Annotated in this window: 10 protein-coding genes and 1 pseudogene; 6 read left to right on the top strand and 5 right to left on the bottom strand. The window is 68.4% G+C overall.

Annotated elements, in window-relative coordinates:
* Positions 1-115 precede the first annotated feature (115 nt).
* Entirely contained in the window at positions 116-661 is a 546-nt protein-coding gene (locus Q0309_RS11965) for a phosphatase PAP2 family protein (protein ID WP_299441076.1), read from the top strand.
* A gap of 10 nt (positions 662-671) precedes the next feature.
* Here Q0309_RS11965 and Q0309_RS11960 read toward each other — a convergent pair whose 3' ends face one another.
* The gene (locus tag Q0309_RS11960; RefSeq protein WP_299441073.1) at positions 672-1,316 is read right to left on the bottom strand and encodes a TlpA disulfide reductase family protein; all 645 of its coding nucleotides are present in this window, start codon (positions 1,314-1,316) and stop codon (positions 672-674) included.
* Positions 1,317-1,331: 15 nt separating this feature from the next.
* On the opposite strand from Q0309_RS11960, the gene argH reads away from it, so the two are divergent.
* From argH to Q0309_RS11940, 4 genes are read left to right on the top strand one after another with little or no spacing between them, the layout of a single operon-like run.
* Positions 1,332-2,771 (top strand): argininosuccinate lyase, encoded by a 1,440-nt coding sequence (gene argH, locus Q0309_RS11955; RefSeq protein WP_299441070.1) that lies wholly within the window; start codon positions 1,332-1,334, stop codon positions 2,769-2,771.
* Complete coding sequence (locus Q0309_RS11950; protein ID WP_299441067.1) at positions 2,768-2,989, top strand: hypothetical protein; 222 nt, start codon at positions 2,768-2,770, stop codon at positions 2,987-2,989. The genes argH and Q0309_RS11950 overlap by 4 nt, the downstream gene beginning before the upstream one ends.
* Before the next feature lie 12 nt (positions 2,990-3,001).
* Positions 3,002-4,294 carry a diaminopimelate decarboxylase gene (gene lysA / locus Q0309_RS11945; RefSeq protein ID WP_299441064.1) on the top strand — a complete coding sequence of 431 codons (1,293 nt, stop codon included), beginning with the start codon at positions 3,002-3,004 and terminating at the stop codon, positions 4,292-4,294.
* Entirely contained in the window at positions 4,291-5,145 is an 855-nt protein-coding gene (locus Q0309_RS11940; RefSeq protein ID WP_299441061.1) for an ion transporter, read from the top strand. The genes lysA and Q0309_RS11940 overlap by 4 nt, the downstream gene beginning before the upstream one ends.
* 33 nt (positions 5,146-5,178) lie before the next feature.
* Here the strand turns inward: Q0309_RS11940 and Q0309_RS11935 are convergent, their stop codons facing one another.
* The 4 genes from Q0309_RS11935 to Q0309_RS11920 form a co-directional block, all read right to left on the bottom strand.
* A complete protein-coding gene (locus Q0309_RS11935; RefSeq protein ID WP_299441058.1) occupies positions 5,179-5,571 on the bottom strand; it encodes a helix-turn-helix transcriptional regulator in 393 nt (130 codons plus the stop codon).
* A gap of 1,069 nt (positions 5,572-6,640) precedes the next feature.
* On the bottom strand, positions 6,641-8,044 hold the full coding sequence (locus Q0309_RS11930) for an oligosaccharide flippase family protein (RefSeq protein WP_299441055.1): 1,404 nt from the start codon (positions 8,042-8,044) through the stop codon (positions 6,641-6,643).
* 610 nt (positions 8,045-8,654) lie between these two features.
* The gene (locus tag Q0309_RS11925) at positions 8,655-9,668 is read right to left on the bottom strand and encodes a phosphotransferase (RefSeq protein WP_299441052.1); all 1,014 of its coding nucleotides are present in this window, start codon (positions 9,666-9,668) and stop codon (positions 8,655-8,657) included.
* The gene (locus tag Q0309_RS11920; RefSeq protein ID WP_299441049.1) at positions 9,665-12,169 is read right to left on the bottom strand and encodes a tetratricopeptide repeat protein; all 2,505 of its coding nucleotides are present in this window, start codon (positions 12,167-12,169) and stop codon (positions 9,665-9,667) included. Before Q0309_RS11920 ends, Q0309_RS11925 begins: the two co-directional genes overlap by 4 nt.
* Before the next feature lie 540 nt (positions 12,170-12,709).
* On the opposite strand from Q0309_RS11920, the pseudogene Q0309_RS11915 reads away from it, so the two are divergent.
* Positions 12,710-14,072: pseudogene (locus Q0309_RS11915) on the top strand (hypothetical protein); the annotation flags it as partial.

Below are 14,072 nucleotides of genomic sequence, written 5' to 3'. Positions count from 1 at the left end.
CGTGACTCGCATCGGGTCGGAGGAGACCTTGCGGTTCCCCTCCTCCCACACCACCGTGCGTACGGTTCCGTATACGGCGGTTCATGCAGACCGCTGGAAGCGATGCCAGTGGTCGATGAGCGGGGTCACGCCGAGAGATCGAAAGACGGAGGTCGGCACCGCCCTGTACTGGTACCTGTTAGGGCTTGCCGCGTGGGGCTGGAGCCACGCCCGCGGCGTCTGCGCCCTGACCGGCGCGACCTGGGCGCGCTGGCGCGATATCGCCCGCGCCTGGATGGCGTTCCTGCTGGCCCAGGCGGCCACCGGCCTGGTGGTGACGGTGCTGAAGCACCTGATCGGCCGGCTGCGCCCGGTGAAGCTGTTCCGCGAGGAAGCGTACGGGTTCGACCCTCTGGCGTTCGAGGCGGCGGCGGCCAGTTTCCCCTCCGGGCACTCCCAGACCATCTGGGCGGCCATGACCATGCTGATGGTCCTGTTTCCGCGCCACTGGCCGACGTGGGTTTGTGTCGGCGTGCTGGTGGCCTCGAGTCGCCTGTTCGTGACCGTGCACTACCTGTCGGACGTGCTGGTGGGCAGCCTGATCGGCATCGTCGGCGCGGTCCTGGTCGCCCGCTGGGCTGTGCGACGCGGCTGGAGCCTTCGGATCGGCAAGCCGCTGTAGGCCCGCCCACTCAACTCCCGGCTTCGGCCCCCTCCAGGGCCTCCACCCGCTGGCGCAGCTTGGTCACAAGCGCCTCGTACGTCCAATCGATCATGCCGGCGTGCTGGCCGAGCAGGCGGCCGGCCTCGTCCAGAACATACGTGGTCGGCAGCCCGCCCACCTGCATGGCCTGCGACAGCCCCTTGTCCGCGTCGTGGTACAAGGGCAGGTCGAGCCATCCCTGCCGGTTGGCGAAGTCCTGGATCTCCGCCATGCTCAGCCGATCGGTGGACACCGGGACGACGGCGAAGTGCGGCCCGCCCAGGGTGGCCTGCAACGCGTCAAGCCCCGGCATTTCCTTCACGCACGGCGGGCACCAGGTGGCCCAGAAGTTCAGGACAACGATCTTGCCGCGAAAGTCCTCCAGCGTGACCGTGCGCCCCTGCTCGTCCTGGAACGGCGCGCCGCGCACGGCGAGGTCGGGCCGCTGCAACTCCATCGAAGAGAGCATGGCCACGGCGCCGCGCCCGCCGACCACATAGTCGCTGGTGACGTTCGGAACGATCAGGCCGGCGCTTGCAACGGTGACGACGATGATGATGATGGCCAGGATGATCAGAGACCGCGTCTGGTTTCCCGGCTTCGAGCCCTGGGGCTTGCGCGTAGAGACTTTCAAGGTGGGTGGTCCCGAATGGACGTGAAGGGTTCCGACGACACGCGGACGCAGGAGACGAACGGCGGCCGCAGCAGCATGTGGGGCGGGCGCTTCGCCGCCGGCCCGGCGGCGGTGATGGAGCGCATCAACGCCTCGATCGACTTCGACAAGCGCCTCTACCGACAGGACATCGCCGGGTCGAAGGCGCACTGCCGGATGCTGATGGAGACCGGGATCCTCTCCCGCGACGACGGCGAGGCTATCTTGGCCGGGCTGGACCAGGTTCTGCAAGAGATCATCGACGGCCGCTTCACCTTCAGCACGGCGCTGGAGGACATCCACATGAACGTGGAGGCCCGCCTGCGCGAGATCATCGGCCCGGCGGCGGGACGGCTGCACACGGCGCGCTCACGCAACGATCAGGTGGCCACGGACTTCAAGCTGTGGACCCGCGACGCCGTCGACATGCTGGACGATCGCATGGCGGCGGTGCAGGCGGCCCTGATCGCGCAGGCCGAGGCCCACGCCGACGCCGTCATGCCCGGCTTCACCCACCTGCAATGCGCCCAGCCGGTGACCTTTGGCCACCACATGCTGGCCTATGTGGAAATGTTCGGCCGCGACCGGGGGCGGCTGCGCGACGCCCGCGCGCGGCTGAACGAATGCCCGCTGGGCGCCGCCGCGCTGGCCGGCACCGGCTTTCCCATCGACCGCGCCATGACGGCGGGCCTGCTGGGGTTCGACCGCCCGGCGGCCAACAGCCTGGACGCCGTCTCCGACCGCGACTTCGCCATTGAGGTCATGGCCGCCGCCAGCCTGTGCGCCGTCCACCTGTCGCGCCTGGCCGAGGAACTGGTGATCTGGACCAGCGCCCAGTTCGGGTTCGTGTCGCTGTCCGACCGCTTCACCACCGGCAGCTCGATCATGCCGCAGAAGCGCAACCCGGACGCGGCGGAACTGGTGCGCGCCAAGACCGGGCGCGTCATCGGCCACCTGAACGGTCTGCTGATCGTCATGAAGGGCCTGCCGCTGGCCTATTCGAAGGACATGCAGGAGGACAAGGAACCGCTGTTCGAGACCGTGGACACGCTGGAACTGTGCCTGGCGGCCATGGCCGGCATGATCGCCGACCTGACGGTGAATCGGGAGCGGCTGGCGGCGGCCGCCGGCGCCGGCTTCTCCACCGCCACCGACATCGCCGATTGGCTGGTGCGCGAGGTCGGGATGCCGTTCCGCGACGCCCACCACGCCACGGGCGCCATCGTCAAGCTGGCGGAGGACAAGGGCGTCGGCCTGGAAGACCTGTCGCTGGCCGACCTCCAGTCGGTCGAGCCGCGCCTGACCGCCGACCTGCGGCTCGACCCGGCCGGCTCGGCCGCCGCGCGCACCAGCCTCGGCGGCACCGCCCCGGACCGCGTGCGCGAAGCCTGCGCCGCCGCTCGCCGGCGGTTCCTTGAGGGGGAGACGGCCCCATGAGGGCGCACCGTGTCGCATGGCTGGGGGGGGTCGCGATCGCCCTCGCCATCGGACTGACCGCCTGCGGCCGCAAGGCGCCCAACCTGCCGCCGGAGGACAGCACCTATCCGCGCAGCTATCCGGCGCCGGTGACCCCCGAGACGGCGCCTCGCGCGCCCACCCTGCCACCGCCGGCGCCCCGTGACGAGGACCGCCGGCGCTCCGCCCCGCCCAGTTGAGGCCCCGAGTCCATGCATCATTTCAGCTACAGGGACGGCCTGCTGCACGCCGAGGACGTCCCCGTGTCCACCATCGCCGAGCAGGTCGGCACGCCCTGCTATGTCTATTCCACCGCCACGCTGACGCGTCACGTCCGTGCCTTCACGGAGGCGTTCGCCGGCCTGGGCGCCATGGTCTGCTTCGCCATGAAGGCCAACGGCAACACGGCCGTGCTGCGCCTGGTGACCGGCCTGGGCGCGGGCGTGGACGTGGTCTCGGGCGGGGAACTGGCGCTGGCCCTGGCCGCCGGCGCGCCGGCCGAGCGCATCGTCTTTTCCGGCGTCGGCAAGACGGCGGCGGAGATGACCGCCGCCCTCCAGGCCGGCGTGCACCAGATCAACGTGGAAAGCGAACCGGAGCTGGAGGCGCTGGACGCCGTGGCGCGGGAGCTTGGCGTGCGGGCCCCGGTGGCCATCCGCATCAACCCGGACGTGGACGCCGCCACGCACCACAAGATCACCACCGGCAAGGCGGAGAACAAGTTCGGTATCGAATGGACCAGCGCCCGCCGCGTGTTCCGCCGCGCCATGACCCTGGAGGGCATCGCCCTGAAGGGCATCGCCCTGCACATCGGCTCGCAAATCCTGGACCTGGCGCCGTTCGAGTCGGCGTTCCTGAAGGTGCGCGACCTGGTGGCCCTGTTGCGCGCCGACGGCGTAACGGTCGAGCGACTCGACCTGGGCGGGGGCCTGGGTGTGCCTTACCGCCATGGCGACAACAGCCCGCCGCCGCCCACCGCCTACGCCGACGTGGTGCGCCGTACGGTGGGCGATCTCGGTTGCGCCCTGACCATCGAACCGGGACGCGCCATCGCCGGCAACGCGGGCGTGCTGCTGTCCCGGGTCATCTACCGCAAGGACGGCATCACACGGGCCTTCGCCATCGTCGACGCGGCCATGAACGACCTGATGCGCCCGGCCCTGTACGAGGCCGAGCACGAGATCTGGCCGGTCCGGCAGGCGCCACCGGACGCCGAACGCGGCCTGATCGACGTGGTCGGCCCCGTCTGCGAGACCACCGACACCTTCGCCCGCGATGTCTCATTGCCGCCGCTGGTGGCGGGGGACCTGATCGCGTTCATGACCGCCGGCGCCTATGGCGCCGTCATGGCCAACCAGTACAATGGCCGGCCGCTGGTGCCGGAGGTGCTGGTGAACGGCGACCGCTTCCACGTGGTGCGGCGCCGGCCCACGGTGGCGGAGATGGCGGCCCTGGACGACCTGCCGCCGTGGCTGGAGACCGGGGCTTCTGGAACACACAGATGACGAAGACTGCACCGTCGGCGGAGCGCCGGGCCGGATGGATCGAGACGCTGGGGCGCCTGGTGGAAGGGCCGCGCTTTCAGCGCATGATCATCACCCTGATCATCCTGAATGGCATTTCGCTGGGGTTGGAGACGAGTGACGCGGTGATGGCCGCCGTTGGCCCCGCCTTGCTGACCTTCGACGCCCTGGTGCTGGCCGTGTTCGTGGTCGAGATCGGCGGCAAGCTGTTGTACCGGCGGGCGGCGTTCTTTCGCAGCGGATGGAACGTCTTTGATTTCGTGATCGTCGGGCTATCGCTGATCCCCAACTCCGGGCCGCTGGCGGTGCTGCGCGCGTTGCGCATCCTGCGCGTGTTGCGGCTGATGTCGGTCGTGCCGGCGATGCGGCGGGTGGTCGGGGCGCTGCTGGCCTCGGTGCCCGGCCTGATGTCGGTCGGGGCCATCATCCTGCTGGTGTTCTATGTGGGCTCCGTTCTGTCCACCAAGCTGTTCGGCGACACCTTTCCGGAATGGTTCGGGACCATCGGTGCGTCGATGTACACCCTGTTCCAGGTCATGACCCTGGAAAGCTGGTCGATGGGCATCGTCCGGCCGGTGATGGACACCTACCCCTATGCGTGGCTGTTTTTCGTGCCGTTCATCGTGTCCACGAGCTTCGCCATCCTCAACCTGTTCATCGGCATCATTGTCGATGCGATGCAGGTCGCCCACAAAGAGGAAGACGACGCAGCCGAGGCTCACCGCGTGACAAGCGACGTCGCGAACCAGGAAATCCTGGCCGAGGTGCGGGCCTTGCGTCAGGAGGTCGCGGACCTGCGCGAGCGACTCTCCCACGACCACCCGGAGTCGTGACGCGGGTCGGCGGTCATCCGGAGGACGACACGCCTACGGATCGGTCGCCAGGGCGCGGGCGAGTTGGCTGATGGCATCCTGGTGCCGCTCGTCCCGGATCATGGCGAAGTTGCGGGCCAGTTCCAGGCATCGGCGCTGACGGCCTTGCATCTCGGGCGCGCCGTCCTTTTCGAGGCCGTCGAAGAAGAAGCCGATCGGCACATTCAGGACCTGGGCGATCTCGAACAGGCGGCCGGCGGAGATGCGGTTGATGCCGCGCTCGTACTTGTGCGCCTGCTGGTAGGTCACGCCGATCATGTCGGCCATCTGCTGTTGGCTGAGGCCCAGCATCACGCGGCGTTCGCGGATGCGTTGGCCGACGTACTTGTCGACGTCGCCGGCCCGACCGGTCTGGCGCGGCGGCAGAAGCGTGTCCGCGGTGTCCATGTGGTTCATCGGTTAATCCCCACTCCTTAAACAATCGATTCGCGTCGGCTGCGATGCTATCGCCGGCCGGTGCGCCGACCGCACGTCCGGCCCCGGGCCGGGCCTTGTTGCGCTCCCATCGCAAACCGTGCGCTCCCTCGAGCACGGCCTGAATGAGAGGAGATGGTGGCGCCCGCTTTGTTTGCCAGCGCCTTGTTCGGAACGCTGGCGGAGCCGCCCGCCTGTCCAGGCCACGAACGGCTCGGCCTGGATGGCCACCATTGACGCTCGGCGTCGGGTACTCTTCACATCGTGTCCCGGGTCGGCAAAAACGACCATGACGGGTCATGTGTTATAACAGCACATGTGTCCCCAGGACGTCAATCAAACGGGGCCATCGCCAGCAATTCTCAGGATGGAGGGAGAACACCGGTTGCGGCCGGTTCCGGCCTGCTCTCCTCCCCCCTCCGGGGTTATCATATTCACACTTCTTTCCGCCGAAGCGGGAGCCCTTTGCTCGCGCGACGATGTGACTCGTCATTGCGAACCCTCGTCTTGCGACGAGGGTTCGCAATGACGAGTCATGGTCCTGTTCGCAGCCGTCGTAGGGTGCGTCTGGAGGCGACGCCGCCGACGACGCACCAGGTGGCCGCGAAGGCCACGAGGCGGTGCGTCGCCCGCCGCATTCGCGGCGGTCAGACGCACCCTACGAGCTGGCGGAGAAGTGTGAATATGATAGATCCAGGGGAGGGTGTCAGGCTCGCGCCTGGGGCTCCCGGCAGTCCACTTCGGAGGCCGTGAAAGACAGGCATCGACACAGCCTCAAAGTCACACGCAAAATGGCCGCGCGGTCTAACGATTACATGTGCGATGCCCTTTGCGGCCACTCATAGTGCGTTCAAGCGATTCCCCTGCCGATGCGGGCGAATACCAGTGGCGGATCAGTTTGCCTCAGCGACCTGTCTGCGTCGGTCCGTTCTACACTAGGCCACGCCTCTCCACCCTGCCCTCGCAAGAAGACTGGCGTGGACGACGGGGAGGGGGGCGGGCAGGAAGAACGGAACATCGATCGAAGCGCGCGCATTTCCCCTTAGCCACGCAACCGCCGAGCAAGCCCCCCAATCACCCAGCGACGTAGGGCGTGGCTGACGGCGACCATCGCAAGTAGCAGCGCCACCGCCGTCGCCTTGCCCACATCAGACGGCAGGGCCGTCCTATCCGCCAAGAGGAGAATGAGCAAAAGCCCAAGTCCGAACACAAGAACCATTCGGCAGTCCTTGAGGCGCGCTTGAAGGCTGAGCCGGCGCGATAACAGGCCCAGCATAACCGCCAAGGCCCCGCCTTCCCCGACCGCACCGACCAGCACAATGTCACGGATGTCGCCGCCAGCAAGAGCAACGCCGACCGCGACCGGCAGCGCCAGCACGCGAACAATGCTTCCCACAAGGATCAGCTTCGTCCGTCCGCGAGACAGCGCGATGACGTTTGGGCCGGTGCGGGCAAGAAACAAGCCCACCATGAGCCCGATGGGCAGAATCAGAGATGACGCTTCCGCATAGTCGGATCCGAAAGTCAACAGAAGCAGGGGGACGCCCACCATGGCAATACCCGCGGTGACGCCCGCCCCCGCCAAGGTCATCGCCTGAAGCACAACGGAGGCCTGCTGCTCAAAGCGCCGTGGATTATCCCGCTCCCGCGCCAACATGGGGAGAAACAAGCTATTGACAACGCTCATGGCAAACTGAATCGGCACCAAGAAAAGCGTCAATGTCGCGGTAAACAGCCCAAGGTCATGAGCCGTGAATTGGTTGGCGACCAAAATGCGGTCACCGTTCATCGATATGAACCCCAGAAGACTGCTAAAAATAAGTGGAATCCCGAATACAAACGCGCTTTTTGCGATATCAAATTCCCAACCCAGCCGGTAGGGGCGATCCGCCAGCCAATGGCTCACCGCGACCCGGGCCATGCACTCGATGGCAATGAGCCACAGGATGACACGGAAATCCCCCAACCAAAGCGCAAGAGGCCACAACAAGACAGTCGGAGCGGCGGCGCCCACAATTTCGACTATTGCGTGCTTATAGAAGCGCATGTCGCGCTGCTCGCGTGTGATGTCCAAATGAAGGAACGCCAGCAAAACTGGAACAACTGCAATGGTCTGGTACGCCCAGGTCAGTTCGGGCTGGCTGTACAGGCGAGCCAACAGGTCGGCACTGACATAAACGAGGCCGGCAATCAGCACGGCCCGGGCAAGCGTCAGGGTATGGAGTACTGAAATGAACCGCGGAGTGTCACCGCTGCGATGCTGGATGGCAAAGCGATCGAACGCCATATCAGCCATCATCAAAACTAGGGTGAACGTAATGACAAAAGTACCGGCAACTCCGTAGTCCTCGACACCGATCAGGCGGGCCAACAAAATATTGCGGGCAATCCGAACAAGGCCAGCCGTCAGGCGCCCCCCCGTGAGTACCAAAGCGCCTTTCAACATGAGACCAACGTGCCTCCGTTCCATCCGGTCGACCCAGCGATCCCCGGCCCTGTGTCTTATACCGTCCGACGAATGAACTGACTTCATTCGTCGGACGGCCCGCGCGCACCTGACATCGCTTCGCGATGCCAGCTTCAACCAAACTGGGGCCGGCGCCCACGGCGCCGCTTCGCGGCGCCGACAAAGTTTGGCCGCCCTTTGGGCGGCCGGGGCCGCGGAGCCGCGCGCCCCGAAGGGGCGCCGCAGCGAAAAAAAAACAAACACTCGGCATCACCGGCGCCCCGAAGCGACCGCCCGGACGAGTCAATCCAATCGTCGCCGGGTATTAGTGATGCGCCAGCCTAGGGCGGATCGCCTCCCACCTGGCCCGCTCCGCAGCGCAAGTGGGACGCGTGAATCCGCCCTAAATATTTGATATAGAGCAGATTCACGGATCAATCTGAAGCACGAGGTGATTCAGATTGATCGCGATCTGCTCTAGAAAGCCGTCCTCCCGTGCGTGCTGAGATCTAGGACGGAAGGCAACGCGCGCACCGGCAACAAACATACCGCTTCGTATTCATGGTCGACCTTCATCTATGACTCATAAAAAGCTTGGCCTCCCCCCACCTCAGGAGCGGCGCGCCGTGCGGGGACGCTTGGCGTTCAGGCGCTCCATGGCCTCGGTCCAGGCGGGGCTGTCGATCATCGCCTGGCACGCCTCGACCTGGTGGCGCAGTCTCTGGCGCGGGTCGGCTGTTTCCGTCTCCGTCTCCGCCGGCGCGTCCGCGACGGCGCGGCGCAGGTCGAGCAGGCGCCGGTATGCCGCCGGCAACTGGGCCACGGTCACACGGTCGCGCGCCGAACCACCCGCGCCGGCACCGAAATAGGCGTCCAGCAGGGCCGCGACCTGTTCCGGGCCGAGCCCGGCCCGCTCGATCAGCCGGGCCAACTCGATGTGCGGGTCGCCCATGGCCGCGCCCAGCCAGTCGACGAACATCACCCGCGTGCCGGTGTCGAAACAGGCCTCCGGTCCGGGCGCGTTGAGGCACGGGGCCGGTGCGGCCGGACCCCGTTGCAGTGCGTCGCGGCTGCGGGCGGCCGCCTCGGCGACCGCGTTCAGGCTGTCCGGTGGCAGGTCGAGCGCGGTGTCGCGCGTCCACAGCGCGTCGGTGTCCATGCCGTCGAACGGATCGTGCTGCCCCCGCAGCGTCAGGCCGCTGATGTGCAGCAGCCGGAAGGCGCGGCCGATGCGCGCCAGACGCTCCGGGTCGCGCAGGGGTTCGGTGCTGACCGGCGTGCCGGACCAGAGGGGGTAGACCCACAGCCCGTCCGCCGGCTCGAGTTGCAGGGTCATCGGCGCCAGCCCGAGGGGCGCGACCTGCGCCAGGGTATCGGCTTCGTCCACGTAGGACGCGCCGGCCCCGGCGGCGTGGGACGGGGCCGGCGTCTCGGCGCCGACGGGGGCGTTCGGCAGGCGGACCACAAGGGACACGTCCCGGTCCTTGACCTCGACCACGAACCGGGGCCAACCGGCGCCGTCGGACAACGGTGTGGCCCGCACCGTCGCCGGATCCAGGCCCCGAAGCACGGCCACCCGGCTGCACAGACGCTGAACCAGGGGATCGGTCGCGGTTGGTGTCATGACGGGGGCCTTTCGGCGGCGCGGGCCGCGTCGCGGTAGTGTCGCAGGGCCTTGGCCACGCGGAGAATGGGGCCGCTCCAGTCCTCCGGCACCGTCTGGCGCGCCAACTGCAGGCGCGGATACCAGGCGCACCGCGTGCCCGCCAGGCCCCACCGCCATTCCGCCGCGTACGGCAGCAGCAGGATCCCGGGCACGGCCAGGGCGCCCGCCAGGTGCGCGGTCAGGGAATCGGCGCTGATGACGATGTCCATGGCGGCGATCTGCGCCGCCAGCCCCTCCAGGTCCGCGCGGCCGTCGATCTCCGGGTCCAGCAGGACGTCCACGCCCTCGTCGGCGCGCAGGCGGTCCAGGTCCTCGGCCGTCGCGCCGGGCTGCAGGGAGACGAAGCGCAGGCCCGGGATGGCGAACACCGGCGCCCAGGCGTCCAGCGGCACGACCCGGTCGCGGCGGGTCTCGGCGTCCAGGGGCTGCCAGCAGAGGCCCACCAGGAGCGTGGAGTCGGCGCCGGCGTCCGCCAGATAGCGGTCGCGCAGCGCGCTCACGCGGGCGTCGTCGGCGGCGATGGTCGGCCCGTCCGTGATGGCCGTGGACGGGTCGGGCGCCACCAGCCGCGCCAGACTGCCGAACGGGATCTGAGCGGCGATATCCGGTGCGCGGGTTTCCTCGGCCGGCGGGTCGGCCGCCGGCACCACGGTCGCGTCGGGCAGGCCGCGCGCCAGCAGCGGCACGAGCCGGGCATCCACCTCCAGCACCAGCCCGCCCCCGGCCGCCGCCGCCGCCGCCGGGGCGAGTCGCAGGAACATCAGCTCCTCGACCACGCTCTGCCGCTCGTGCCAGACGAGCAGGCGTCCGCCGCCCTTTCCCGCATCCCCTTCGGCGTTCAGGGGGCCGCCATCCCAGGGCGCTTGGTCGAACGACTCCGCCGGCCGGTCGGTGCGCAGCACGCGCCATTCGTACTCGTCCCAGCCGTCCGACCCGTCGCCGCGCCGCAACAGCGCCAGCGCGAGCGCCAAGTGCGTGTCGATGTTGTCGGGATCGATGGACAGCATCCGGGCGTAGTGATCGATCGCCGGATCGATCTGGTTGCGCGCTTCCAGCGCGCGGGCGATCAGGCCATGACACCACTTCAGCGTCGGGTCGCGCAGCAGCGCGGCATGGCAGGCCGCGACGGCTTCGTCGAGTCGCCCGTCCCGCGCCAGGATGCGGGCCAGCAGGCGGTGCGGCTCGGCCTCGGCCGGCATGGCGGCGATGGCGTGACGGGCGGCGGCGGCCGCTTCGTCCAGGCGCCCGGCGCGGCGGAGCAATGAGGCCTGCAACAGCCGCATCGGCCCGTGTGGCCTCACGCCCGGCAGGCGGGCCACCCGGTTGAGCGCGGCCAGGGCGACGTCGGTCTTGCCCAGGGCCGCCAGGGCCAGGGCCCACTGGCGGGCGATCTCCGGATCGTCCGGGCGGTGGTCGGCCAGCCGCTCCAGCAGGTCGGCGGCCGGGCCGGGGTCGCCCAGCCGGCGCAGCGCCTCGGCGGCATCCAGGGCCAGCGCGGCCAGGTCATCATCGAGCGGACGCGCCGGGTCGACCGCCAGGGCGCCGACCTGGTGGTACAACGATCGCGCCTTGTCGCGCTGCCCGGCGCGGCTCGCTTCCTCCGCCTGGTGCAGCAGGGCGTGCGGTGCCGGTGGTTCGTCCTCGGCCTCGTCTTCAAGTGGACTCGGCGGTGGCGCGGGCTCCGGTTCGGGCGGCGGCGGCGGCGGAGGAGGAGGAGGAGGAGGAGGAGGAACGGGCACTTCGACCGTGTCGTCCGGTTCCGCGTCCGGCTCCGGCGGGCGCGGCGCCTCGCCCCCCCTCGGCAGCACGCGCCGCACGGCCTGGATGCTTCGGTCGGTCGGGAACAAGTTTTCCAGACGCCCCAGCAGCCGATCGGCGCCGGACGGGTCGCCCCGGTCATACAGCGCCCGGACCATGTCCAGCACCGGCTCGCGCCCGAACTCGCCCGCCAGACCCAGCATCCAGGGGTCGGACCCGGGCGGCATGTGGGAGACCATGGCCGCCATGGCGTGACGCCAGGCGTCCAGCGCCCGGCTGCGATCGTTCTGGCGGTGCAGCGCACAGGCCAGGCCGACACACGCGCCGATCGCGTCAGGGGATTGGGCCAGGGCGTGGCGAAAATGGGCCTCGGCCGTGCCGGCGGCGCCGTCGGCCAGGCACGCCCCGCCGAGCGCCACCGTCAAGGCGGTGTCCGTCTCGCCGAGGTCCGCTCGGGCCTGGGTCAACCAGCGACGCGCCGCCGGTGCATCCCCCTGACGCAGAGCGGCCAAGCCCAGCACGCGGAGCATCTCGCCACGCTCGCCGGGGGGCAGCGCGCCGGCCACATCGTCGCCCAGCGCCAAAACGCCGGCGTCGTCTCCGGCGGCAAACAGGCGCAGGGCGCGCTGAAGGGGATGGGCCTCCGATGGAGCATCGGCCGCGTCGGCCGCGTCCGCTTCGGTGTCAAGCCTGTCCGCCATGCCTGACGCGTCCCTCCCTCGCTTGCGCGACCCAGAGCCCCGCCCGCCGGGGCGCGGCGATGCCGGCCTATCCCCGGATGACGGTCCGGCCGACACGGCCTTTCACGGGGGCGCACCGACGGTCCGGTGTTCAGGCGACACTGGGAAGCATTCCTGCATTCCTGTCAAGTGCCGCCACTGTTGCGCAAGGCCCCCACGTTTGCGGTGCATCGGCTATTGTTCGCGGGCCGCTGAGGCCGTACCTTGCGCGCAGGTCCCTGCGCCGGCCGGCGACTGTTGGCCGCGTTTCCGGCGTTTAGGGATGCCGGCCGCCCCGGAAGAAACCGAATGCCGACGATCACCCATTACGAAATCTACACCCTGGAAAGCAGCGGGTGGGTCCTGCATACGCGGCATGTCAGCGCGGACAAGGATCACGCGCTGGAGGAGGCGCGTGGACTGGACCAGCATTTGGGCCGGCCGACCAAGGTTGTGCGCGAGACGTACGACGCCGAGACCGATCGCTACACCGACCAGACCATCTTCATGAGCCCAAGGGCCATGGAACTCCGCCGCGCCGCGCGCGAGCGCAAGGCCCGTGGGATCACCGAGTGGGGCTCGCCGGTGGGGGCGCAAGGGGATCGGCCCCATGCGCTGATGCCGCCCGGCCTGGAGGCCTATGGGTCCGATTCGGCGGGGGAGCGGCCCAGGCGGACGATTTCCACCAAGGACTTCGCGGCGCGCGTCCTGCTGGTGGTGGTCGGCAGTCTGGTCATCGCCACCACCGGAACGGCCTTGATCCCGGTCGTCATCAACCTGTTGCGCAGCTTCGGCGTGGTGATCAGTGGCCTGGTGCTGTCGAACACCCTGTTCGCCGTGTTCATGGTCCTGTTCCTGACCAGCGGATTCGTTCTGACGGCCCGGTTCGTGCCGCTGTACGATCTGTTCGACGGCGGTGGTCGGCGCCGTCGGCGCGGCTCGGCCGCACCGACCCCGGAAGGCCAAGCCGGACAGAAAGGCGGGCCAACAGCCTCGGGGCGCGCGGGGCCTGGGCCGTCCGAACCGGCCCTCCAGACGGGCGCCGCCGACACCGCCGCGCCGCCGCCGTCCACCGCCGCCGACGCCGCCTCGGAGGCCGAGGCCACCGCGGCAGAGCCGAGCGCCAAGACCGAAGACCGGACGGCGGACGTTGCCGCGGACCAGCAGGCGGAACCACCGGGCGAGACGGAAAAATCCAAGGAGGACACCCGGGACAGAAACAAGAAGGGTGCGGAAAAGGCCAAAGACGAAAAAGGGGAAGGAAAGGAAAAGAATAAAAAGGACAAGAAGGAGAGTAAATCCGATTCAAACAATAAGAAAGATAGCGGAAAGTCAGAAAAGAAAGAAGGAGGAAAAGACAAAGAAAGCGACAATGCACAGAAAGTTCGACCTGAGTTCGAGGCCGCGCGTAACGCCATCAACACGTTCCTTGGCGGCTATGTCTCGGCCCTCAAGGACATCCGCCCGCGCCTCGATACCTATAACCGGTTCGGCATCAATCTCTATCTTGCTGGCGTCTGCGAAATCCTCGCGCGCGACAAGGGGCTGACTTATCCCGAGTTCCAGCGCCTCCTGCGCGACACCGTGGAAATCATGGGAACGCGTTCGGCCCTCGCCGACTCCTTCGTGAGCAAACTCAAGAATTACCTCGCCGAGGATCGCTACAGCCAGATGGTGCAGCACGGGCGCGAGGCCATGACCGTGCTGCTGTCCGGCACCGCGCGGCCGTTCGACAATCTGGGAATGGTCGTCGAGGACTGGAACACTCCCAAGACGCAGAAAATCTCCGGCAGCACCATCGCCATCGTCTTCACCGACATGGTCGGCTCCACCGACCTGACCAGCGAGCACGGCGACGAAAAGGCGCAGCAGATCCTGCGCGCGC

This window comes from uncultured Rhodospira sp., from assembly GCF_937138205.1.
Classification (GTDB): Bacteria; Pseudomonadota; Alphaproteobacteria; order Rhodospirillales; family Rhodospirillaceae; genus Rhodospira.
This window is presented reverse-complemented; position numbering and strand designations above follow the sequence as displayed.